This window comes from Nocardia macrotermitis (assembly GCF_009604405.1).
GTDB lineage: Bacteria > Actinomycetota > Actinomycetes > Mycobacteriales > Mycobacteriaceae > Nocardia > Nocardia macrotermitis.
In genome coordinates, this window is the sequence record NZ_WEGK01000006.1 from 297915 (window position 1) to 320869 (window position 22955).

The 22955-nt window shown below is 66.0% G+C and carries 21 protein-coding genes and 1 tRNA gene; 9 read left to right on the forward strand and 13 right to left on the reverse strand.

The features are described from left to right. Positions 1-22: 22 nt before the first annotated feature. Positions 23-526, reverse strand: coding sequence for a hypothetical protein (locus NRB20_RS16655; protein ID WP_153411028.1), 504 nt, complete (start codon positions 524-526; stop codon positions 23-25). Between the two features lie 18 nt (positions 527-544). Next, positions 545-985, reverse strand: a complete 441-nt coding sequence (locus NRB20_RS16660; protein WP_153411029.1) for a hypothetical protein — start codon at positions 983-985, stop codon at positions 545-547. A 315-nt stretch (positions 986-1300) separates the two neighbouring features. Between NRB20_RS16660 and NRB20_RS16665 the strand changes: the two genes are divergently transcribed. From NRB20_RS16665 to NRB20_RS16675, 3 genes are all read left to right on the forward strand, one after another. Next, complete coding sequence (locus NRB20_RS16665) at positions 1301-1474, forward strand: hypothetical protein (protein WP_153411030.1); 174 nt, start codon at positions 1301-1303, stop codon at positions 1472-1474. A gap of 274 nt (positions 1475-1748) precedes the next feature. Then, positions 1749-2216 (forward strand): hypothetical protein, encoded by a 468-nt coding sequence (locus NRB20_RS16670; protein WP_153411031.1) that lies wholly within the window; start codon positions 1749-1751, stop codon positions 2214-2216. A 12-nt stretch (positions 2217-2228) separates the two neighbouring features. Continuing rightward, positions 2229-2708 carry a hypothetical protein gene (locus tag NRB20_RS16675; RefSeq protein ID WP_319945008.1) on the forward strand — a complete coding sequence of 160 codons (480 nt, stop codon included), beginning with the start codon at positions 2229-2231 and terminating at the stop codon, positions 2706-2708. 228 nt (positions 2709-2936) lie between these two features. Here NRB20_RS16675 and NRB20_RS16680 read toward each other — a convergent pair whose 3' ends face one another. Next, the gene (locus NRB20_RS16680) at positions 2937-3260 is read right to left on the reverse strand and encodes a hypothetical protein (protein ID WP_153411032.1); all 324 of its coding nucleotides are present in this window, start codon (positions 3258-3260) and stop codon (positions 2937-2939) included. A gap of 490 nt (positions 3261-3750) precedes the next feature. On the opposite strand from NRB20_RS16680, the gene NRB20_RS16685 reads away from it, so the two are divergent. Further along, positions 3751-5790: an ArnT family glycosyltransferase gene (locus NRB20_RS16685; protein WP_319945009.1), complete on the forward strand. Its 2040-nt coding sequence runs from the start codon at positions 3751-3753 to the stop codon at positions 5788-5790. 61 nt (positions 5791-5851) lie between these two features. On the opposite strand, the gene NRB20_RS16690 is transcribed toward NRB20_RS16685, so the two are convergent. After that, positions 5852-5924 (reverse strand) — tRNA-Gly (locus NRB20_RS16690). A 189-nt stretch (positions 5925-6113) separates the two neighbouring features. On the opposite strand from NRB20_RS16690, the gene NRB20_RS16695 reads away from it, so the two are divergent. The 3 genes from NRB20_RS16695 to NRB20_RS16705 all read left to right on the forward strand — a co-directional run bounded on the left by NRB20_RS16695 (position 6114) and on the right by NRB20_RS16705 (position 13183). Beyond that, a complete protein-coding gene (locus NRB20_RS16695; RefSeq protein ID WP_153411033.1) occupies positions 6114-8138 on the forward strand; it encodes an ArnT family glycosyltransferase in 2025 nt (674 codons plus the stop codon). A 216-nt stretch (positions 8139-8354) separates the two neighbouring features. After that, positions 8355-8741, forward strand: a complete 387-nt coding sequence (locus NRB20_RS16700) for a CU044_2847 family protein (protein WP_319945010.1) — start codon at positions 8355-8357, stop codon at positions 8739-8741. After that, positions 8738-13183, forward strand: coding sequence for an nSTAND1 domain-containing NTPase (locus NRB20_RS16705; RefSeq protein ID WP_153411034.1), 4446 nt, complete (start codon positions 8738-8740; stop codon positions 13181-13183). The genes NRB20_RS16700 and NRB20_RS16705 overlap by 4 nt, the downstream gene beginning before the upstream one ends. 172 nt (positions 13184-13355) lie before the next feature. On the opposite strand, the gene NRB20_RS39305 is transcribed toward NRB20_RS16705, so the two are convergent. From NRB20_RS39305 to NRB20_RS16750, 9 genes are all read right to left on the reverse strand, one after another. Continuing rightward, on the reverse strand, positions 13356-14570 hold the full coding sequence (locus NRB20_RS39305; RefSeq protein ID WP_319945011.1) for a DUF445 domain-containing protein: 1215 nt from the start codon (positions 14568-14570) through the stop codon (positions 13356-13358). Positions 14571-14675: 105 nt separating this feature from the next. Further along, positions 14676-15110, reverse strand: a complete 435-nt coding sequence (locus NRB20_RS16715; protein ID WP_153411035.1) for a nuclear transport factor 2 family protein — start codon at positions 15108-15110, stop codon at positions 14676-14678. 209 nt (positions 15111-15319) lie between these two features. Further along, positions 15320-15664: an MmcQ/YjbR family DNA-binding protein gene (locus tag NRB20_RS16720; RefSeq protein WP_153411036.1), complete on the reverse strand. Its 345-nt coding sequence runs from the start codon at positions 15662-15664 to the stop codon at positions 15320-15322. Positions 15665-15846: 182 nt separating this feature from the next. Continuing rightward, a complete protein-coding gene (locus tag NRB20_RS16725; RefSeq protein WP_153411037.1) occupies positions 15847-16611 on the reverse strand; it encodes an enoyl-CoA hydratase in 765 nt (254 codons plus the stop codon). Positions 16612-16673: 62 nt separating this feature from the next. Further along, complete coding sequence (gene rbsD, locus NRB20_RS16730; protein ID WP_153411038.1) at positions 16674-17063, reverse strand: D-ribose pyranase; 390 nt, start codon at positions 17061-17063, stop codon at positions 16674-16676. Between the two features lie 41 nt (positions 17064-17104). Beyond that, positions 17105-18052, reverse strand: a complete 948-nt coding sequence (locus NRB20_RS16735; RefSeq protein ID WP_153411039.1) for a PfkB family carbohydrate kinase — start codon at positions 18050-18052, stop codon at positions 17105-17107. Next, positions 18049-18909, reverse strand: coding sequence for an ATP-binding cassette domain-containing protein (locus tag NRB20_RS16740; protein WP_153411040.1), 861 nt, complete (start codon positions 18907-18909; stop codon positions 18049-18051). Before NRB20_RS16740 ends, NRB20_RS16735 begins: the two co-directional genes overlap by 4 nt. A gap of 9 nt (positions 18910-18918) precedes the next feature. Continuing rightward, on the reverse strand, positions 18919-19914 hold the full coding sequence (locus tag NRB20_RS16745; protein ID WP_319945012.1) for an ABC transporter permease: 996 nt from the start codon (positions 19912-19914) through the stop codon (positions 18919-18921). Then, a complete protein-coding gene (locus NRB20_RS16750; RefSeq protein ID WP_227833576.1) occupies positions 19911-20903 on the reverse strand; it encodes a sugar ABC transporter substrate-binding protein in 993 nt (330 codons plus the stop codon). The genes NRB20_RS16745 and NRB20_RS16750 overlap by 4 nt, the downstream gene beginning before the upstream one ends. A gap of 168 nt (positions 20904-21071) precedes the next feature. Here NRB20_RS16750 and NRB20_RS16755 point away from each other — a divergent pair, with 168 nt between their 5' ends. Beyond that, a complete protein-coding gene (locus NRB20_RS16755; protein ID WP_153411042.1) occupies positions 21072-22076 on the forward strand; it encodes a LacI family DNA-binding transcriptional regulator in 1005 nt (334 codons plus the stop codon). 389 nt (positions 22077-22465) lie between these two features. Further along, entirely contained in the window at positions 22466-22939 is a 474-nt protein-coding gene (locus NRB20_RS16760) for a ribonuclease domain-containing protein (RefSeq protein ID WP_227833577.1), read from the forward strand. The last annotated feature ends 16 nt before the right edge of the window (positions 22940-22955 follow it).

The following is a 22955-nucleotide window of genomic DNA, read 5'->3' on the forward strand; positions in this document are numbered from 1 at the left end:
GGTGTATTTTTCGTCTCCAGGGTCAGTGAGTCGCGCGCACCGCGCGGCCGTCGCGGGTGTGCACGAATACAACCGGTTCGTCCTCGGCGTGGATCCGGGCGAACGCGAACGCTAGCCCGCCGTCGCCGATCGGCTCCCGATACTCGTGCCCGCCGACGATGACGGCGATTTCGGTTGCGTCCTCGGCGGCGAGCCCGGTCACGGCGTACCAGACATCCCCCACCCAGTTGCCTGCGGCGTCAACCTGTCCTGTGCGTTTGCGGTTCATGCGCGCCAACGGCAGATGATCGGGTGTGGCCGGTTCGCGTGGGCGTTCCGGTGGAGGGCTGCCGATGATTGCGCCCGGGGCGGTCCATATCCCGTCGGTGTTCTCGACGATCACGACGGCCCGAGCCTGCTCGCTGTCCATGACGACACCAGCAACATTGTCGTGAGGCAGAAAAGCTACGACGCTGAAGTCTCCAGGGAAGTTGCCGAGCGCTTCGTGCGCGACCGGGATCGCCGGGTGAAGTTCGGTACGGCTCACCGGGGCCATCCTTTCTGGTCAGCAGTCGAGTAGCGCGGGGTCGCTGTTGCCGTCATCGTGGCCAGCGGAGTAATCGTAGACCGCTGTGGCGATGGCTTCGGTGTGGAATTCCCATTGAACCGACGCATCCGAGCAGGATGCGTAGTAGATCTTCTCGTCCATTGCCTTGGTGCTGTGGTCGGTTCGTTCGGCGTGCATATAGATCTGTCCCGTGTGGACGTTCTTGCGCCACAGTTTGACGGTCACGGCCCGCGGATCAGGGTCACGTGGATAGCACGCGACTTTGAATCCGAAGCTGATCGGCGCGGTCGAGCCGTGTCCGATCTTGTGCGGCCCGATGGGGTGCACGAGACAGCCCGCATTGCTGACCGGGGTGACCGGTGCTGCCGCGACCGGTGCTGCCACGACACCCAGAAGCGTTGCGGCAGCTGCCCCCACGATTACGGTGACGATCTTCATTTGTTCTCCCCTGAATTATTCTGTGCCGCTGCGGTTCTCGCGGCCTTTCCTGGTCGATCCATACCGCGGTCTCGGTGCTGATGGCGAGGCGGATCCACGCCCACGTGCATGGGGTGTTGGCCGTCGATCATCCACGACCAGATCCATGGCCCGTCCATTCATCCTCCTGTGCAAGGGTTTTCGCGTGATCACGCTCGGCCCATGCATCGAGGCCGGTCGCTACGCGGATCAGCAGCGCGAAACTGGCTGACCCGGTTCGGTGTGGGGTTTCGGGCGCGCCGGGTATGCGGCGCGGCAGTTCAGGACTCATCGGAAATGGCCGTGCTCGATGAGGACGCCGCGCGCTGCGCGCTTACGCGGGCGCTGGTCCAGGTGGTCGCCTGGATCGTTCCCGTATCGAATCTCGATGCGCAGAAAGGGAATTGCGATTTTCTTCTGCGCAAGCTGTGTATCGGTCTCCATGAGGGTGCGCTGCCTTCTTCCGGCTGACGGATGGTGCGCGCCGCTGCCGAGGTGCCTCTCCACTCGGCGGCGGCGCGTGAAATCAACTCTCGCGCCGAATGATTCGCAAGAGAAGATCGGCGCGGGCCACGCTGGTATACGCTCGGTTCACGCTGGTACACGCAGCTCACACCGGGGACAGGGGATTGGGTATGCAGGTCATGTGGACTGGTGCCGACGCGACCGCGCTGCGCGATGCGCTGCGACTCTCCCAGCGGGATTTCGCTATGCGCGCTGGCGTATCCCTGTCGGTGGTGAAGAAGTGGGCTTTGGGCGGCCCTCAGCATTCCGGTGGGCGTGCGGCAAGGCATTCGACGAATTCTCCAACTCCGATCCGGCATCGGATCCTTACTGGATCAACTACTTCGACTCCGCGGAGCTGGTCGGCACTATCGGTGGTCGTCTGCTGGATATCGCCCGCCGAGACTCGACCTTTGCCGGTGAAGCCGCCGATTCGATCGCGTGGGCGATCGGTGCGCGGCGGCCGGAGCGGCTGCGCAGCTCCGCTCTGGACCAGCTCGGGATCGTCGAGGCCCGCATGATCGCCGGTGAGTACGAGGAGGCGTGCCGACTCGGCTTCGACGCGTTGGATACGGTCGGCAAGACCAGCTCCGACCGCGTGCGCAAGAAGCTCCAGAAGGTGTGCGACCGGACCGGACAGCTGGCCCAGGCCGGTCAGATCGCGGAACTGCGCGACCGGATCCGGCCCATGGTTGACGCAACGATGTAGAGGAGTCGAGCCGTGCGAATCGGTGTCACTGGACACATGAACCTGACCGCGGACACAACACCGTTGGTGTACGCGGAGATCACCCGCCAGATCACTGCGGTCGGTGGGGCCGCCGAGGTGACCGGTGTGAGTTGCATTGCGCGGGGAGCTGATTCGGTGTTCGCTCGAGCCGCACTCGACGCGGGCGGACGGTTGGAGGTTGTCGTGCCCTCGCGGAACTATCGGGAGCGGAAGGTGAAGCCGGATCACGCGCCGCTGTTCGATGAACTGGTGCAGCGCGCGGAACGCGTTCAGGTGATGGACTTCGATGACGCCGGCGCTGAAGCGTACGAGGCCGCGAACGAGGTCGTGGTCGGATCGTGCGATCGGCTGATCGCCGTATGGGATGGAGAAGGGGGCGAGCGCGGCGGCACCGGCAGTGTGGTCGCGCTGGCGCGTGAGCGCGGTGTGCCGGTGACGGTTGTGTGGCCGGAGGGCTCGGCGCGCGGCTGACCTCACTGTTCGCGAGGGGTGAGCGCGGGCCACCATGCTTCGGGAAAGGCTCGGATCGGCGCGAACGGGCAGGTACTGTCTCAACGGTGTGGGCGACTGTACTTTCCGCTTCCCTTTCTTTCCTGGCTGTCCTCGGGGGTTGTTGCCAACTTCCTCTACACGCAGAGGAAGACCGGTCAGCGCGAGATCGAGAAGTGGCGACGTGAAGAACTGCTGAAATTGACCAGCTCACTCCTCCGTCTGTCCGCCCGGCGCCAGGAAAACCTCATGGCAGTGCAACGAGGGGTCATCAATGGTTATACGCGTGTGAATCAGCCAGCGGAACCGGACACTGTGGAACTCGCTTTGCAGATGGGGCTGGACGTTGAGCAAATTCGGCTTCTGGATGGTGGGATGGCTCTGGCTGAGGCTGCCGCTGCTGTCTGGCAAGCGCACGCAGATACCGAGCGCGACTACTACCCTCAGCCGAGCACGTACGACGATGTCGACCAACTCATCATTGCGCCAAAGGTTTTGAATGCTCTGCACGCTGCTGTGGTCGATTGCTTCCATGAGAATGTAGGGGTGCGCAGGCGGCGTTGGGGGCCGCTCTCACCGAACGCCCGTAAGGTCGAGAGCAACAGAGAGAACGTAGCGGCGGCGATCCCCATCGCCTCTGTAACCAGCCAACAATCCGGTGGCGATTCGGCTGGCGGGCCGCGGGGGCGCGGAAAGGGCTGAGCGCGAAGGGGACACGTTGAGATCGACCGGCCCGAGTGGGCGTGATCCGAATCTGTTCGCTTGATTCGGGTTGGTGTAGGGCGGGCCGGTATCAGCCGGAGTCGGCGCGGTTCGAGCGGTATCGGGTCGTACCGCGTCGGGCGGTGTGGGCGGATGTGGCATGAAGACCTTCGAGCGTTGGGCGATATGCCGCTCACGCCGGAGGGCTTCGTCATATTCCGGCGGCGATGGTGACGGCCGATACGTCGGACCGCCCCACCCTCACAGCGAGTGCACAGCGGCAACCTAGGGGGCAATCACGAATGATCGCCAGAATTACAGCGTGACCTCGACATTGCTGGAACCTGTAGCCGCCCCGCCGGAGCCGCTGCCCGCTGTGAACCGGCGGCCGCGGTGGATTCGGCGCCTGAGTCTGGCGGCCCTGCTGGTCGCGACGGCGGTGTTGTATCTGTGGGATCTGGGGGCGAGCGGCTGGGCCAACCAGTTCTACGCCGCGGCCGTGCAGGCCGGGTCGTCGAGTTGGAAGGCGATGCTGTTCGGATCCAGTGACGCGGCCAATTCGATCACCGTGGACAAGACGCCCGGCGCGCTGTGGGTGATGGATATTTCCGCGCGGCTGTTCGGCTTCAACGCGTGGAGTCTGCTCGTACCCCAGGTGCTCGAGGGCATCGCGGCCGTCGCGGTGCTGTACGCCTCGGTGCGGCGGGTCGGCGGGCACTGGGCGGGCATCCTGGCCGGCGCCGTGCTGGCGCTGACTCCGGTGGCCGCCTTGATGTTCCGCTACGACAACCCCGACGCCCTGCTGGTGCTGCTGCTGACCTGCGCGGCCTACTGCACGCTGCGCGCGGTCGAGAAGGATTGCGCCGCTTGGTGGTTGCCGCTGGCGGGGGTCTTCGTCGGATTCGGTTTCCTGGCCAAGATGATGCAGGCGTTCCTGGTGCTGCCCGCGCTGCTGCTGGTGTATCTGCTTGCCTCGCACCGTTCTTGGCCGCGACGGCTGCTACAGGCCGGTGCCGCCGCGCTCACGATGGTGGTGTCCGCGGGCTGGTATCTGGCCCTGGTGGCACTGTGGCCCGCGAGTTCGCGGCCCTATATCGGCGGCTCGCAGCACAACAGCGTGCTGGAGCTGGCCCTGGGCTACAACGGCGTCGGCCGCCTGACCGGCGACGAGACCGGCGGCCTCGGCAACACCAACTACGACGCGGGCTGGAATCGCCTGTTCGCCGACTCGATGGGCGGCCAGATCGCCTGGCTGATCCCGGCGGCGGTGATCCTGGGTGTGGCCGGGTTGTGGGTGATCCGGCGGGCCCCGCGTACCGACCGCACCCGTGCGGCCCTGCTGGTGTGGCTGGGCTGGCTGCTGGTCACCGGCGCGGTGTTCAGCTTCGCGAACGGCATCCTGCACCCGTACTACACGGTGGCGCTGGCACCCGCGATCGCCGGCGCGGTCGGTATCGGCGCCGCGCTGATGTGGCGCAGCCGCAAGGACATTCGCTCTCGCGTCGTGCTGTCCGGGACGTTGCTCGTGACCGCCGCGCTGGCCTGGGTGCTGTTGCACCGCACCTCGGACTGGCTGTCGTGGCTGGCTCCCACCATCGTGGCCGTCTCGGTGGTCGCGGCGGTGCTGCTGCTGGTGATCGATCGACTCCCCGAAGTCGCTGCCGCGGCGGCGATCTCGCTTGCCGTGGTCGCCGGTCTGGCCGGTCCCGCCGCGTATACCGTCGCGACGGTGACGACCACGCACAGCGGTGCCATGCCCTCGGCGGGTCCGGACGGTGCGGGAGGCTTCCCCGGCGGTGGCCACGGCGGCCCCGGCGGCGGACATCGGAACGGCGGCTCGACCGCCAATGGCGCGAATGCCAACGGTGCCGCGAGTTCCGCAGGCGGACAGTCCAATTCGACCTCCGCATCGGGCACGGGCACATCCACGACGGGAACCCCGGCCGCCAACTCCCAGACCGGAAACCCCGGCGGACAACACGGCGGCCCGTTCGGCAGCGTCGAACCCGGCGCGAAAGTCGTTGCGGCACTGAAGAGCAACGCGAGCAACTACACCTGGGCCGCAGCCACCATCGGCTCCGACAACGCCGCCGGTTACCAACTGGCCGTGGACTCCCCGGTGATGGCCATCGGCGGCTACAACGGCACCGACCCCTCGCCGACCCTGGCGCAGTTCAAAACCTATGTGGCCCAACACAAGATCCATTACTACATCGACGCGTCGGTGATGGGTGGCATGGGTGGCCGCTCGTCCGGCAGCGGCAGCGAGGCGTCCTCGGAGATCGCGGCCTGGGTGAAGGCCAACTTCACCGCCCAGACCATCGACGGCACCACGGTCTACGACCTGACGGCCACCAACTAACCCTCGAAACGAATCCGGCCCCGCTCCTGAATCAGGAGGCGGGGCCGGATTTCCATTTCTGAGCGGATGACGGGATTCGAACCCGCGACCCTCACCTTGGCAAGGTGATGCGCTACCAGCTGCGCTACATCCGCATCTCCGCGTTTCGGCGGCGAGTAGAAACCTTAGCCCACCGCGCGGGGAAATATCGAATCCCCAGGTCACAAGGGTGTGCCGCGAACGCGCGGGTGAGATCTCCGGTTCACAGGATGCGCACAGGGCGGACCAATACCCGGCCCATCGCGGAATTCGACCATGGTGAGGACCGATGAGAGGACCTACCGATGACCATCACCGAAGCGCCCGTCCGCCGGGCCGCACCAGTCGAGCCCGTCGAGCCGCGCAAACAACCGCCGTGGCGTCGCTGGGTCTACGGACCACCCGATCAACCGCGCTGGGTCCGCCCGAGCCTGTGGGCGCTGCTGGCCGTGGCCGCGGTCCTGTACTTCTGGGGCCTGACCCGTAACGGCTGGGCCAACGACTTCTACGCCGCCGCAGTGCAATCCGGCACCAAGAGCTGGAAGGCGCTGCTGTTCGGTTCGCTCGATCCGGGTAACTCCATCACCGTCGACAAGCCGCCCGCCGCGATGTGGGTGATGGCCCTGTCCGGCAGGCTGTTCGGCTTCAGTTCGTTCTCGATGCTGCTGCCCGAGGCGCTGATGGGCGTGGCCTCGGTCGCGCTGGTGTACGCCGCGGTGCGGCGCTGGAGCGGTCCGGCGGCCGGTCTGCTGGCGGGTAGCGCGCTGGCGCTGACTCCGGTGGCCGCGTTGATGTTCCGGTTCAACAATCCGGACGCGCTGCTGGTGTTCCTGCTCGTCGCGGCGGCGTACTGCACGGTGCGCGCGACCGAGAAGGGCAGCGGTCGCTGGATCGCATTGGCCGGTGTGGCAGTCGGATTCGCCTTCCTGACCAAGTTGATGCAGGCGTTCCTGGTGCTGCCCGCGTTGGGTCTGGTGTTCCTGGTCGCCGCGCCGATCTCCTTCTGGAAGCGGATCGGCAAACTGCTCCTGGCGTGCGTCACGATGGTGATCTCCGGCGGCTGGTTCGTCGCCCTGGTTGCCTTGTGGCCCAGCGCTTCCCGGCCGTACATCGGCGGCTCCACCGACAACAGCCTGCTGGAGCTGGCGCTGGGCTACAACGGCCTGGGCCGCGTGCTCGGCGGTGAGGGCAACGGCGGCGGCGGAGGTGGCGGCGGGGGCACCATGTTCGGTGGCAGCACCGGCATCACCCGCCTGTTCGGCGACTCCTTCGGCACCGAGATCTCCTGGATGCTGCCCGCATCGCTGATCGGCCTGGTCGCGGGCCTGTGGTTCACCCGCCGCACCCCGCGCACCGGACGCACCCGGGCGGGTCTGCTGCTGTGGGGCGGCTGGCTGCTGGTGACCGGCATCGTGTTCAGCTTCATGCAGGGCACCATCCACCCGTACTACATGATCGCGCTGGCCCCGGCCGTGGCCGCCCTGGTGGGCATCTCGGTGATCGAATTGTGGCGCGGCAGAAGCAATCTCTCGGCGCGCATCGTGCTGGGCGCGATGCTGGCCTCGACCGGAATCTGGAACTACGTCCTGCTCGACCGCACCCCCGACTGGTATCCGGCGCTGCGCTGGATCATCCTGGTGGGCTCGATCCTGATCGCCGCGATCCTGATCGTCGGCGCGCACGCCCTGGGCCGGTTCACGGTGATCGTGGCGGCGGCCGGTCTGCTGTTCGGCTTCGCGGGTTCGGCGGCCTACACCGTCGACACCGTGGCGACCGTGCACACCGGTTCCATCCCGACCTCGGGCCCGAGCACGGGACAGGGCTTCGGCGGCGGACCCGGCGGTGGCGGCAGTTCGCACAAGCCATCGGGCACAACGAGTTCCACGGCACCGGGCGGTTCGACCTCTGGCACGAACGCTGCGACCTCGACCGACGCGAGCAAGACCGCGCCGTCCGGCGGCGGACAGGGCGGCCCGGGTGGCGACAGCAGCAACAACACCGAGTTGCAGCAGCTGCTGAAGAACGCCACCAGCTACCGCTGGGCCGCGGCCGCGGTCGGCTCCCAGTCCGCGGGCAGCCTCGAATTGTCCACCGGCGCTTCGGTGATGGCGATCGGCGGCTTCACCGGCAGCGACAACTCGCCGACCCTGGCGCAGTTCGAGCAGTACGTCGCCAACGGCGACATCCACTACTTCATCGCGGGCGGCCAGGGCGGCCCCGGTGGAAACTCCGGAGTCGCCTCCCAGATCACCAACTGGGTCAAGCAGCACTACACCGCGACAACGGTCGGCAGCACCACGGTCTACGACCTGACCAAGCCGATCTCCTGATCACCTCGACAAACCATCGGTGATCGGTACTCCGGGCCCGGAAGCCAAGGCACAGCCTGAGTTTCCGGGCCCGTGGCATGTGTGGGGCAATGTCTCCGAACCCGCGCGTCGGTCGTGATTTGCGTGGATGATTACGGGTGTAGTGGGGACGATTATCGCTGTCGTGCAGCATATTCGGATTCCGAGGGGACAGCCAACGGACGAACAGGAGCAGGCGTGAGCTATCTGGTGGAGCTACCGGTCGGCGACATGGACGGGGTGCCGCAGACGGTCGCGGTCGAGATAGATCAGGTCGACGAGGGTTTGGTGCAGGTCTCCCGGCCGGGCGAAGTAGTGGCGAGGGCCGGGCGGTCACTCGGCGAGATGGTGGCCGGAATCCGACCGGTCGCAGAACATTTCGTGCAGGGCTTGCGCGGTATGGTCCACGCGCCCGACGAGATCGGCATCGAGTTCGGACTGTCCCTGTCCGCCAAGGCCGATGTGATCATCACCAGTACCGCGACTCAGGCGAACTTCAAGGTGAGCCTGAAATGGCGTCGGCCCGGCGTAGAGGCCGCCGCCGACGAGCCTGCCCCGCCTGATCAGGAAAAGCCTAACGAATGACGAATCCGGAGCGGGCGACGCCCGATGCGACGGGTCCCGGTTCTCTCGACGCAGCCGTGTTGCGGATCTTCGATACGGCGGGTGGGGTGGTCGGGCTCGGCTTTCTCATCACCGAGCAGATCGCGTTGACGTGTGCTCATGTCGTCACTGCGGCAACGCATTCCGGGGCTGATGCGGAATCATCGACGGGTGCTTCGCTCGACGTCGACCTGCCGTTGCTGTCCTCGAATCATCGTGTGAAGGCGACGGTCGAACAGCTGATTCCGGCCACATCCTGGAGTTCCGGCGACGTCGCGGTGCTCCGGCTCGATGCACCCCTCGCCGACGCCCACCCGGTGCGGCTGATCGAGGCGGGACAGCTGTGGGGGCATCCTGCGCGGGCCTACGGGCTCCCACAAGGGCGGCCCGCAGGTGTCTGGCACAGCAGCGTGCTGCGACACCGGCAGGCCAACGGCTGGGTCCAAGCCGACCTCGCGGGTTCCGGGTATCAGGTCTCCCCGGGATTCAGCGGCGGCCCGGTCTGGGACGACGAACTGGCCGGTGTTGTCGGCATGATGGTGGCGGCCGAATCCGGTCAGCCACCGGTCAGCTATCTGATCCCGACCGAGAATCTGCTCGCGGCATGGCCAGGCTTGCGTGCGCATGTGGTGCCGCCCTCACCGTTTCGCGGACTGCGCCCGTTCTACGAGGCCGACGCCGCGGCGTTCCACAGCCGGGACGCCGAGAGCGACCGAGTGGCCCGAACAGTGGGCGAGCAACGGTGGACAACGCTCGTTGGGCCGTCCGGCTGCGGTAAATCCTCGCTGGCCATGGCCGGTGTTCTCCCGCGACGTCGAGCCGCCGGTGATATTCCGGTGGTGATGCGGCCGGGCTTGCATTCCGGGCCGCTGCACGCGCTGGCGGCGGGATTGCTTCCGCTCTTGGAGCCGGATCTGCCCGAGACTCGGCGTTTCACCGAAACCGAAACTCTGGCAGATGTTTTGGCGCGTCAGGGCTTGAGCGAGATTGTGCCCCGCATCCTGGAACTGCATCGGGCCGACCGGTTATTGGTCGTCGTCGACCAGTTCGAAGAATTCCTGGATCTGCCGCCGGATGTCGTCGACAGCATTGCCGACGTATTGTTCGGCGACGAGACACCCGCCGCGGTCAAGGTGCTGAGCACATTGCGAGCGGACTTCCTCGAGCCGTTGCTGGCTCATCCCCGGCTCGGACCGGTCGTCAGCCAGCGGGTTGTCGCGCTGGAGCCGATGCGCCCGGAACAGTTGCGCGAGATCATCACCAAACCCGTGGACGACACCCCGGGCGTGGCCTACCAGCCGAATCTGGCCGAACGGATCCTGACCGACGCCGGAGCCGAATCCGGTGCGCTGCCGCTGCTCGGTTTCACCCTGGAGCTGCTGTGGGAACGTCAGGACAGGGGCCTGCTCACCCATCGCGCCTACGAGAAGCTCGGCGGCGTCGCCGGAGCGCTCGGGGAATACGCTGACCGAGCCTGGTCCGAAAATGTACCCGAACAGGACGAGCAGGCCGCTGAACATGTTCTCGCGCAACTGATTCGGATTCCCATCGGCACCTCTGCGGCGACCCGCAGGATCGCATCTCGGTCGGAGTTGGGTGAGCAGGGCTGGCGCATCGCCCAGCGCCTGGCCGCGACCCGGCTGCTCGTCATCACCGTGGGCGACGGCCCCGATACGGTGGAGCTCGCGCATGAGGCCCTGATCACCGGCTGGGGCAGACTCGCCGTGCGAATCGTCACCGACCGCACCTTCCTGGACTGGCACGAATCGCTGCGCCACGATCTCGATCGCTGGCAGCGCAGCGGCCGCGCCCGTGACCTGCTGCCGACGCCGACAGCACTGGCCGTCGCCCGAGACTGGCTTCGCCAGCGCGGCAATGATCTCAGCGAGACCGAACGCGAATTCCTCGAGCGTGGCCGTCGCTATCACCGCTCGCGCCTGCGTCGGCGGCGTGCCTTCTACGCCATGCTCGGCGTTCTCATTCTGGCTATCGGTGGCGGCAGTGTCGTGCTGGTGCACGCGCGGCAGGATTCGGCACGCAAAGCCGCTGTCGTGCGGTCGAATACGCTTGCCGCCGATGCGCAGGCGCTGACCGTCAGCGATCCGGGGCTGGCCGCCCAGCTCGCGCTCGCGGCGTTTCGCTCCTCACCAACGGAGGCGGCCACGACGGCGGTTTACAGTGCGCTCCACGCGGCGATGCTCGACAACGTCCTTGCGACAACCAAGGATTCGGTCCTGCGGGTCGCGACTCAGCGCAACGGGCCGCTCGCCGCCGCGATGCTGAGTCCGGCCGATCACAAGTCCGGGACCGTTCAGGTGTGGAACCTCGGCGACCCCGCCAAGGCGGTCATGTTATCCACGATCCGAACCCCCGGTGCGACTGCGGTCGCCCTCGCACCGCGAACTCCGTTGCTGGCCGCGCCATGCGATGACGAGGGGTTGTGCCTGTGGAATCTCGTCGATCCGGCTCATCCGGTAGTGCAGGCTCATCTGCCGCCGTCGCCGCTGCATGGTGCCGTCACCGCGATGGCAATCAGTTCGGACGGCACGCTCCTGGCCGCCGCGATCGCCCCGGGCGGCACTGCGCTCTGGTCCATCGCCCAGCCCGATCGCCCCAATTTGATTGCGACACTGCCCAATCCATCCGATGGCAGCCAGCTCTTCGCCGCCGTCACCTTCGCTCCGAACGGCTCGCTTCTCGCTCAAACCCAGGAGAACGGAGCTACGAGCCTGTGGTCTCTCGCCGATCCGGCGGCACCAACCCGGATCGGCACGATCAATACCGGCTATCAAAGCATCGCGATCGACTCGACCGGCACCGTTCTCGCCGGTGCAGGTGACCTGAATCTGAACCTGTGGGACATCCGGAACCCGAGCGCCCCGGCGACGATCAACGTGGAAGATGCCGCCGGATTGTTGACCGTTGACCTTCAGGCACTGTCTGTGAGTCCTGACGGACGGACTCTCGCTGTCGGTGGTTCGGGTACAACCAACGGGAATTCCCAATTGTGCCAACTGGATCTGGCCGGGCTGACCAAGGATTCGGAGATGGCTGTCCCGAGCTGTCAGAGCACCGGCTCCTCCATGTCCACGATCGCATACACGAGCACCGGCGCACTGCTCGGTGGTGGATACGACAACACCCTGCGGCTCTGGCGAGACTCGCCGGCCCGCATTCCCAATACTGTTGTGTACAACGCGAATTCGACCCAGCTGGTCACCTCGGGCGAGCATGTGATGCTTGCCGCGATCATGGACTCACAGCGGGCTTCGGCGCTCGGCCTGTGGAATCTCGATGCAGTCGGTGGTCCGACCCTCGAGTCGACCATTCCGGTGGAGTCGGCGGCACCCGCGGAACCGGCCGGTGGTCTGTTCGCAAGTGGTCTGTTCGCGGCGTTCATCGCTACCGATGTGGTGCTCACCGAAACCGATGACGGCGACATCCGGATATGGAATATCGCGGACCCACACCATCCGCGTCGGACCGCCGAGTTGGGGCAGGTGAAAAACGGGCCGGGCGAAATCCCTGGCGGGGGTCCGCCGGACGTAGTCGGGTCGAATGGAAACATTCTGGCGGTCCTGGAAGACAAGGGCACGTTGCGCCTCTGGCATGTCGACAGCACGGGTACCGCGACCCAGGCGGGCGTCATCGTCGACCCCGACGCCACTGGGCCGGGAAGCGTGCTCGGTGGTGGTAATACGGCATTCTTGACCACGACGAACGGCATGGACTGGTGGGATATCAGCGACCCCGCGCATCCGGTGAAGACCGGCTTCTCGGCGCTCGCCGGTGCTGATACGGGGGAGGGGATAACCAGTTCGACCGGCGCGTATGTCGCCGCCACCAGACCGACGCTACTGCAGGGCGGCTCCACGCTCGCGCTGTACAACCTTGCCGAGGGGCGTGTGCTGTCCAGTGCGATCGTTTCCCGGCGTACCGGTTTCGTACTCACCCTGAGTCATGACGGAAATCTGCTCGCGGCCAGCGGTTTCGGCGGAAATGGGCTGAGCGTGTGGCGGACGAGCGACCCGCGCTCACCGCAGTTCGCGGTCTCGCTCACCACCGCTGCCGATCTCGCCGGCGTAGGCATCTCCGATGACGACACGATGCTGGTCGACTGGTCCGGCCGGACCGTACAACTGTGGGGCATAGGCGATCTCGGCGCGCCAGCCCTGGTCGGCAATTTCGATTCTTCACCGGGAGTGATCACGACAGCGGGATTCACCGGGGACGGAAAGTATCTCTTGTTGACCACCACGTCGTACGGATCCCCGTCGTCGGTCTATTTCCTCCGCACCGATCCGCGAGGGGCGGCCGACCAGCTCTGCTCGATCATCACAAGTCCCATCACCCCGGCACAATGGGCACAGGATGCCCCCGGCGTCACCTATCAGAACCCGTGCCCGGCTCCGCGCGACCGTTGACCACGTCCAGCCCTACTGGCAGGCGGCTCTCCCCGAGTCCGCGCCCACTCTCGAGGCCGGTGGGCGTGTAGATCGCACGGCGACGCCTGTGTCCCCCATCGGACGCAGGCGTCGCCGTTCTCGTGGAATCTAGTGCAGTTCAGCGGAATCCGCTGTGGTAATAGCGGGACGATCAGCTGAGCAGGAGGTGAACCTGGAGTTCACCGACCAGGAAGCCCAGGATGCCGCCGATCGCGACGAGTTTCCATTCGTCCTGCTTGAATGCCGGGCGCAGCAGGCCCTCGTATTCCTCGTCGGTGAGGTTGCGGGTTTTCTCCACCACCAGATTGCGCAGGTCCAGGGTCTGCATGGCCTGTTCTTCGAATCCGGCTGCGGCGGTGCGGATATAGGCGAGCATCTCCGGGACCATCTCGCGTTTGAGGGTGGCGATGGCGTCCCCGGCGACCAGGGTGACCAGCGGTTGCACGGGGGCGGACTGGGTGTCGATGAATTCGCTCATCCGCCGGGACAGAATGGCGGTGAGGCGGTCGGCGCGTTCGCCGTCCAGCACCGCTTCGAGCATCCTTGCGGGAGTGAGGATCTCGGTGGCGATCAGGGTGGCGTAATCATTGCAGACCTCTTCGCGGCGCTTGTGGAACAGGCCCTGCCACGGCACGATGCCCAGGATCCGGCGGCGGTTGATCGGCCGGAAGATCATCTGCAGCGCAAGCCAATCCGTACTCAGCCCGGTGAGACCACCGAACAGCGGCATCAACATCGGCGAATGCGTGAACGCCCAGGTGAGCATCTGCACGAAACCCAGCACCGTGCCGAACAGCAGTCCGGAGCGGACGATGAACCGCAGCTCGTTGGTCGCGATGTCGCGCACCAGCTTCACCAGCAGTGCTTTGTCGTTGACGAGCGTGTCGACCGCGACGGCGCGCAGATCCATCACGTGTTCGAGGTTGTCGCGCAGATCGTTGGCGATATCGTCGATCAGGGCGGGCACGTCCCGCTGCACGCGCGCGATCATGGTGGCGCGCGCGAATTCCGGCACGGTGACCCAGATGCGCGGCTCGTACCGCATCATCAGCTCGTGCACCAGGTGCGCGATGGCCTCGTTCATGGGTTCGCGCAGCGTGGTGGTGAGCTGGCCGACGTCGATGCGGCTGAGCAGTTCCTTGGGATCGATGAGCCGGGTGAACATCAGATCCACCGCGACGGTCGCCATCCGCGGCGCGGCCCTGGGCACCACGCCCTGCCAGCCGAACCACGGCCGGATTCCGATGAATTCCAGTGGCCGGAACAGCATCTCGACCGCGACCAGCTTGGTCGTCCAGCCGATCAGCGCCGCAACGAGGGGAATCGAGCAGTACAGCATCCAATGCTGGAGAAAATCGTCGATCACGCGACCGCTCCGCGCGCGACGGATGAATCTAGGCCCACGGCGGAACAGTAACAGGTTTCTAACGATGGCCCCGGAAACGGCCCGGGGATGTGAGGGCGAGTGCCATCACGCCGACGGCGCGACGAACATGTACCCCTTCTCCTCCTCGCGCCGCTGGATCCGCCACTGCCCGTCCACCCGCACGAACGTGTCGAGATACCACAGCCCGCACAGCATCAGGCTCTGCTTGCCCTCCGCGTCGGCGACGATCATCGGGTTGTGACACAGCGTCCGCCCCGTCGCGGTGTCCCCGTCCACACTGATCGACGAATTACTGATCAAATGTTGGAACGCAAGGAAATTCGGCAACATCGCGGCCAGAAACTCCTTCGTCGCCCCCAGATCCCCCGCAGACCCACCCATCGCGCTGTAGTCGATATACGCATCCGCCGTGAACACCTCGTCCAACAACCCCCACTGCCGCGTATCCACAGCATGCGAATACCGCACCATCAGATCCTGAATCTCCATCCGATCCGAAATCTCTTGCAGGGACAACATGATTACCTCCAACCAGCGCCGTGGATGATCATGTCATCAGCGATCGCGCTCCGTGGTGATGGTTTCGGCGAATTACGCTGTGTGACAGGTAGATCGACTGTCGATGGTCGTCCTCGTCGCGAGGCTCTCTACGAGGGAGTGAAGGCGCACTCGGCACGCGGGCGGTCCGTGGCCGACAGCTCCCGATATTCGAGCTGGCTGCGCGGTGGTTAGCGCCCGGAGTTCTCGTCGAAGGCGCGGACCAGGGTGCGGGGTGCTTTGTTGCGCCAGGCGTCGGTGAGGAGTTCGGTTAGTAAGGGGGTGGTGATTCGGGGGAGGGTTATGCGGGTGGCGGAAAGTCTTTTGCCCCACCATTTTTCCTCGCAGATGTCGGGGTGTTCGGCTACTGCCGCGTGGATGTCCTCCTCGCTGAGCATGACGTGGAGGTGGTCGGGGTCGGGGAGGGTGGCGAAGATCTTGCCGCGGATGCGGAAGGAGGCCATGTCGAAATGGGGCTGCTCGGTGGTTTCGGGCAGTCCGAGGGCGATGGTCCGGACGTCTGCGGAGTCGGCCATGCGGTCATTGTCGCAGGGTGCGGATAATGTGTGTGTGATGGGACACACTCCTGAGTCCGCCGAGTCGAGGAGGTGGCGAACCTATGAGGAGATCGCCGACCTCTGGGATGGTTCCGCGGACGAAGCTTGGGCAGCCGACCGCGACTTGATTGACCAGCGTCTGTTCCGCGATCGGCAGTAATTCACTTGGGCGAGCGAGCGATTCGGGCCTGCATGGCCGCGAGGCGTTCGGCGAACTCCGGGGAATCGATCGACTTCAGTTGCGGCGCGATCTCGGTGTCGACGGCGGTGGGGTGGTCGGGGAGTTCGCGGGTGATGCGGAGGGTGCGTTTGGTACTGATGAGGAGGTCTCGGGGGGCGTCGGCGGCGGGTTGGGCGAAGGTGACGGCATCGGCGATGAGGGTGTCGTGGTCGCCGAGGACCACGCGGTGGACCAGACCGGCGGTCTGCGCGGTCTCGGCGTCGAGGATTTCACCGAACAGGGTCATGGCGGCGGCGCGCTGCGGGCCCAGGGCGCGTTGGATCATCCAGGTCATGCCGCCGCCCGGATGCAGTCCGAGTTGCAGGAAACGGGCGTCGAAGCGGGCACGGGGACCGGCGATGCGGATATCGGCGGCCAGCGCCAGATTGAATCCCGCGCCCACCGCCGCGCCACCGACGGCCGCGATCGTCGGCAACGTGCAATTCGCCACCGCGAGAAACCCCGCGTAAACCGCCCGCAACCCCTCCTCCCGCGCCGCTCCCAGCAATGTCAGATCGGCCCCGGCGCAGAACGCGGGCGGCGTACCGGTCACCACCAGCGCATGTACCCCCGGATCCTGCTCCGCGTCGGCCACCGCCCCCGCCAGATCCGCCGACAAATCCCTGGTCAGCGCATTGCGCCGCTCGGGATCATGCACCGTGACAACAGCAACCTTGCCCTGCCGATCAACCAGGATCTCCGCCATCCGGCGATCGTATGTGACGGGACCGGCGTCGCCGGACGCGGCCTGTGCGCGTCGCTCGGAACTCAGGCCCAGGGGACTCCCGCGCGGAGCAGGACGTTGGCGTAGGGCTTGGCCTCGCCGGTGCGGACTACGAAGCGGCAGGCGGAGATTCGGGATTTGAAGGTCTCGTGGTCGAGGAGTTCGGGGTGCACGGTCTGGGTGAGAAGGATTGCGGCTTCGGGGTTTTCGGTGGTCACCTCGCGGCTGGCCCAGGCGGCTTCGATGGTCACATCCTGGAGGATGAGGTTCAGGATGGGCGCGAAGTTGGGGAAGCCGTAGGTGATGCCCAGGTCGATCACCGGAACGGCGGCGGGGACGGGGAGACCGGAGTCGCTGACGGCGAACAGATCGGTGTGACGTAGGCCGGTCAGGGCCGCGGCCAGTTCGGCATGGATGATTCCGGTGGTGCGCATGGGTGCTCCTGGTTGGGCTGACGCGGGCTCGCTGCTGCGAATTACGTTGTGAGCGTGCGAGGTTCCGGGACCGCGGCAAGCGCTTCGGTGATCCGCTCGCCGGTGGGGTAGGAGCCGTGGGTGCCGGGTGACTGGACAGCGAGAGCTCCGGCGGCCGTGGCGAAGGTGACGGCGGGGCCGAGTTCGGTTCCGGCGGCCAGCGCGGTGGCGAGGGCCCCGACGAAGGCGTCGCCAGCCCCGGTCGAATCGACCGTATTCACCTGGGGCGCAGGCTGATACGCGCCGACGACAGACGAGTCGGGGGTGGTACGGGCCCACACCGAGCCCGCCGCGCCGAGGGTGGCCACCACTGACGGCACTCCGCGCAGACACAGTGCGCGTGCCTGGGCGAATACGGCCTCGGGAGTCTCGGCAACGCTGCCGCTCACCGCCGCCAACTCGGATTCGTTGACGACCAGCGGGTCGCAGCGACGCAGCAGATCCTCGGACATCCGGGTGGCGGGAGCCGCGTTGAGTATGAATCGCCGGGCCCGCGTGGAAATCCATTCCACCACGCGCACAGGGATTTCGAACTGCGCGACGACGACCTGAGCCGCGTCCAGCAGTCCGGTCTCGATGCTCAGCCCATCCAGTTCGGCGTCGCTCTCCCAGACGAAGTTCGCCCCGGGATCCACGACGATCTGATTCTCCCCACCGGCCACGGTGATATACGCGGTACCGGTTCGACTGTCCGGCACTTCACGTACCGCGGTCAGTCCAATGCCGAACTCCAACAAAGACTTCCACAGTCCGGGATCGGCTCCCGCGCCCACCCTCGCCACGAACTCGACCTGTCCACCGGCCTGCGCCGCGGCAACGGCCTGATTGGATCCCTTGCCCCCCAGGTTCGTTCGCGACCCCGACGCCAGCACCGTCTCGCCGGGCGCGGGCAACCGCTCGACCTCACTCACCACATCCACATTCACCGACCCCACCACGACAACGGTCACGACGCCGCCTCGGAAGTGCCCGACGCGGCCGCTGCGCGCGAATCAGATTCCGCGTCAACGGAATCGGATGTTCGACTCTCCGTTGCCGCCTCGACATGCCGGGCTTCGAGATTGCCGGGAATCGCGCCGGTGATCAACCCGACCAGCCGATCACCATCGACCTCGGAAATCTTGTGCGCCGCAACAGATCTGCCTCGCCGCAGCACCACAACGTTGTCGCAGATCCGCATCACCTGAGCCAGATCATGACTGATGATCAACACCGTCACACCGCGATCACGCAGCCCCCGCACGAGCTTCTCCACCGCCGCGGTCTCCCGAACCCCCAGTGCCGCAGTGGGTTCGTCCATGATCACCATCGCCTTACCCCACGCCACCGCCCGCGCGATGGCGATCGACTGCCGCTGCCCGCCACTCATCCGCCGCACGGTGGTGCGAACCGAGGGCACGTCGACATCCAACTCGCGCATGATCTCCCCGCTGCGTGCGATCATGCCGCGCCGATTGACAATTCCCAACGGGTACACCAGTTCCCGATTGAGGAACAGGTTCTGCCACACCGTCAGATCATCGATCAGCGCGAGATCCTGATACACGGTCTCGATACCCATTTTCCGCGCATCCTCGGGGGAGCGCAGCCGCACCGGTTCACCACGGAACAGGATCTGACCGGTATCGGGCGACTGCACACCGGTCAAACAACGCACCAGCGTGGATTTCCCGGCCCCGTTGTCGCCGACGAGCGCGGTCACCTCACCTTCGGGGATGCGCAACGACACCCCGCCCAGCGCCCGCACCGAGTCGAAGGATTTGGTCAGCTCCCTGGCCTCGAGCAGGGGAGTGGAGTCAACAGTCATGGCGCACACCTACTTTCGGAACCGGGAGATCCCGGCGGCCAGCAGCAGCACCGCACCGACCGCGACCGGCTGGTAGTACTGCGAGATTCCCAGGATGGTGAACCCGTTGATCAGCGAGGTGAACAGCACCGCACCGGCAACGGTCCCCAGCACCGACGCCTTGCCGCCGGCCAGCGACGACCCGCCGAGCACCACCGCCGCAATGGAACTCAGCAGATACGTGGTCTGCAACGACGGATCCGCACCGCCGTTGCGTGCCACCAGCATCACCCCGGCGATCCCGCACAACAGCCCGGACATCGCGTACGCGAACAACCGGATCCGATTCACCGCGATACCGGTGTCGCGCGCGGCCTCCAGCCGCCCACCGGTGGCCAGCAGATGCGTACCGATCCGGGTGCGAAAGATGATGCCCGCCACCGCAAGTGCGGCGACCAGGGCCAGCAGCCAGAACCAGCGCACCGGACCGATACCGTCCAACGCGAGCTTCTGCAGGAAGGGCGAATTCACCGCCGTGGTGTTGCCGTGCGTGAGCAGCAACGTCAGCCCACTCAACACGCTGAGCATGCCGAGGGTGACCACGAAATCGGTCATGTGCAGCCGCCCGATCAACACGCCGTTGATCACGCCGACGACCAGTCCGCCCACGATCGCCACCACGATGCCGAGCGCGAGCGGATAGCCGTGACTGGTCGTATAGCCGAGAAGCGCTGCGGCCCAAGGCAGATTCGCGCCCACCGACAGGTCGATACCACCGACGGTGACCGCGAACTGCTGACCCAGGGCCAGCACGGTCAGGATCGTCGCGGAGACCAGCAGGTCGCCGATATTGGCGAGGGTCAGGAAGTCCGGGGTGGCGATGAAGAACGCCACCCAGAGCACGACCAGCGCGATCGGCGCCGCGAATTCGGCGAGTTTGGCCGTTACTTCGGTGCGCCCCTCACGCGCATCGACCTGTGCGGCCGGTCCCGGATCGGCGGGTGCGATATCTGCCGTGGAGCTCACTTGGTCAGGAGTCCTTCCAGCGGGTTGTCGAAGTTCACGATCGGCCGCGGGAACGCCGAGATCTGTTGTTCCACATTGTCTTTACCGATGAACGCGATCGGCGAGACCACCCGGTCCGGCAGCTTCTTGCCCTGATGCTGCGCCAGGCAGCCCTGCACCGCGAGTTGTCCTTCGGCATAAGGGTATTGGGTGACGGTCCCGTACAGCGTGCCTGCCTTGACCGCCTCCAGCGCGGCCTGGATGCCGTCGACCGAGATCACCTTGATCTGCCCGGTGCGGCCCGCGTTCTTGATCGCCTGCGCCGCGCCCAGACCCATGGTGTCGTTGGCGGAGAAGATGCCGGTGATGTCCGGATGTGCCTTCAGGATCGCCTCGGTGACCTGCAATCCCTTGTCCTGCTCGTAATCCGCGGGCGCTTCCTGGACGATGTCCAGCTTGCCCGCGACGGCCTCGGCGAACCCCTTGTCGCGGTTGATGCCGTTCTGCTCACCGGCGATGCCTTGCAGGACAGCGACTTTGCCGCTGCCGCCGAGCGCCTCGAGCAGCTTGCCGCCCGCGGTCTTCCCGGCCTCGATGTTGTCCGAGCCGATGAAACTCGCGTACGAGACCCCCGCGGACTTGGACGCGGCCGGATCGATCTGGGTGTCCAGGTTCAGGATCGGAATGTTCTTGCGCGCCACCGCGGTGAGCGGGGTGATGACGTTGGTGCCGTTCACCGGGACGACCCCGAAGCAGCCGAAGCCCTGCGCGGCCATGGTGGAGATCTGCGCGTTCTCGCCGTCGGCGTCGGTTTCGGACTGCCCGGCCTGCACGGTGACCTTCACGCCGAGCTTGGCCGCCTCGGCCATCGCCCCGTCGCGCAACGCCGCCCAGTACGGGTTGGTGAAGTTGCGGGTGACGATGGCGATCTTGAATTCCCCGGAGCTGCTGTTGTCGCCACGCCCGCAGGCGGCCGCGGCGAGCGCGCCGACGAGGACAAGCGGCACCATCGCACGCCTGAATCGAGCATTCATGGGTGTTCGACCTATCCCTCTGTGATCAACTCGTGTTGATCAACACGAATTGATGAGTAGTCTGTGACCCGAGTCACCAACTGTCAAGAGGTTGGTCCCAATAGCGTGGAATCGGACCGTGATCGAGGACGAGGAGAGCTCCGCATGGCAGTGACACGCGCGGATGTGGCGCGGCTGGCCGGTACCTCGCCCGCGTTGGTGAGCTATGTGCTCAACGGCGGGCCGCGGCAGGTCGCACCGGCGACCCGTGCGCGGATCGAGGCGGCCATCGCCGAGTTGGGGTACCGGCCCAATATGTCCGCGCGCAGCCTGCGGATGAATCGCGGGCACGCGCTGGGCATGGTGATTCCCGACGGTGCGAATCCGTTCTTCTCCGAGCTGTCCGCGGTCGTCGAGGCGGCGGCGTTCGCGCGCGGGTACCCGTTGTTCGTGGGTAACGCCGCGGGTGATTCCGAGCGTGAACAAGCCTATGTGCGGACCTTCATCGACCGGAGAGTCGAAGGGCTGCTGGCGATTTCGTCGTCCTGGGAGAGCGGCGTGGGTGATGCCTGTGTCGAGGCGGGGATGGCGTTGGTCGCCGTGGACCGCATCATCGATCCGGCCCGGTTCGCCCATGTGATGTGTGATTCGGTGGGGGGCGCGCGTGACGCGGTCGCCCATCTGATCGAGCACGGGCATCGCGAGATCGCCTGTCTGAGTGGGCCGCACGTTTCCACGGCCGAGGATCGCGTGCAGGGATACCGAAATGCGTTGTCCGAGCACGGATTGCCCGAAGGGCCGATAGTTCGGACGGATTTCGGCGGCGCGGCCGGTTACCGGGCACTGTCCGACCTGCTCGCCGAATCACCACGTCCGACAGCGGTTTTCGTCACCAGCGACCTTCAGGCGATGGGTATGCTGCGAGCCGCCTACGACGCCGGTCTGCGCGTCCCCGACGACCTGGCCGTGGTCGCCTTCGACGGCATCGAATACGCCCGCTACACTCGCCCCGGCCTCACCACCATGGTTCAGCCCACCCGCCGCATGGGCGAACTCGCCGTGGAACTACTGCTCGACCAGATCGACAGCGGTACAACGGATCCCGGCGTCCGAAACCTCGAAGCGGCACTCACCACCCGAGGCTCGTGCGGCTGCCCCGACGATTTCTGACCCCGTCGGTCGCACGAAGCTCCGGAGTGAAGTCGTTGCCCGCGAACAACATCGGCCCGGTGCGCTGTCGTCTACTCGGGAATCCCGCGCCGCGAGCCCGCTCCAACTGCTCATCCCGATGATTGCGCTGGTCTTGTCGCGCGGGTGATATCGATGTGCCGCTGGATTGCTGTAGCGGGACGGATCGGCGGTTTCCGATCGGTGGATCTGCCGGAACATCTCTGAGCAGCGAGGATGGTTTGCGGATGGCCGGTGATGGGAATTCGTCATCTGTTGTTGGCCAGTTGCTCGGCTGTGTGTTGCGCGATTTCGGTTGCGGCGACGGTAGATTCAGCGCGGGGTGTCGGAGCGGTGCCGGTGTATCGACGACCATTGCGAGGTATTTGATGATGAACGATCCGATGTCGCCGGACACGCTGTCGTCCGAAAGAGGCTGGACCAAGCCGTTCTCGCGGCTCGCCGCGATGACGCTGGCCACCATGGTCGCGTTGTCGGTGCTGCTGGGCGGCCTGGGCGCGACGCAGTCGACCGGTACCGCGACGGTGGCCACGCAACACGCCACCGACCTGCGGCTGATCGCCTGCACGGTCTCCGATCAGGCCCGCCAGACGCTGACCCTGATCGATTCCGGGCAGTGGCCCCCGCAGGACGGTTCCGGCACCAAGGGCGGCACCACCTGGAGCGACCGCGAAGGCAACCTCCCCAAGACCGACGCCGGCGGCAAGGCCATCCACTACAAGGAGTGGGACGTCAACCGCAAGATCCCCGGCCACAACCGCGACGCCGAACGCATCGTCACCGGCGACGACGGCTCCGCCTGGTACACCAACGACCACTACGCCACCTTCTGCCGAATGCGTTGACCCACAACCATTCCCA

Coding starts and splice junctions, on each gene's coding strand:
- NRB20_RS16665 (WP_153411030.1), top strand. CDS start 1,301: ATGGCCGTGCTCGATGAGGACGCCGCGCGCTGCGCGCTTACGCGGGCG.
- NRB20_RS16725 (WP_153411037.1), bottom strand. CDS start 16,611: ATGGCGGAGATCCTGGTTGATCGGCAGGGCAAGGTTGCTGTTGTCACG.
- NRB20_RS16680 (WP_153411032.1), bottom strand. CDS start 3,260: ATGGAAGCAATCGACCACAGCAGCGTGCAGAGCATTCAAAACCTTTGG.
- NRB20_RS16695 (WP_153411033.1), top strand. CDS start 6,114: ATGACCATCACCGAAGCGCCCGTCCGCCGGGCCGCACCAGTCGAGCCC.
- rbsD (WP_153411038.1), bottom strand. CDS start 17,063: ATGCGCACCACCGGAATCATCCATGCCGAACTGGCCGCGGCCCTGACC.
- NRB20_RS16755 (WP_153411042.1), top strand. CDS start 21,072: ATGGCAGTGACACGCGCGGATGTGGCGCGGCTGGCCGGTACCTCGCCC.
- NRB20_RS16750 (WP_227833576.1), bottom strand. CDS start 20,903: ATGGTGCCGCTTGTCCTCGTCGGCGCGCTCGCCGCGGCCGCCTGCGGG.
- NRB20_RS16720 (WP_153411036.1), bottom strand. CDS start 15,664: ATGGCCGACTCCGCAGACGTCCGGACCATCGCCCTCGGACTGCCCGAA.
- NRB20_RS16760 (WP_227833577.1), top strand. CDS start 22,466: ATGAACGATCCGATGTCGCCGGACACGCTGTCGTCCGAAAGAGGCTGG.
- NRB20_RS16705 (WP_153411034.1), top strand. CDS start 8,738: ATGACGAATCCGGAGCGGGCGACGCCCGATGCGACGGGTCCCGGTTCT.
- NRB20_RS16715 (WP_153411035.1), bottom strand. CDS start 15,110: ATGTTGTCCCTGCAAGAGATTTCGGATCGGATGGAGATTCAGGATCTG.
- NRB20_RS16660 (WP_153411029.1), bottom strand. CDS start 985: ATGAAGATCGTCACCGTAATCGTGGGGGCAGCTGCCGCAACGCTTCTG.
- NRB20_RS16740 (WP_153411040.1), bottom strand. CDS start 18,909: ATGACTGTTGACTCCACTCCCCTGCTCGAGGCCAGGGAGCTGACCAAA.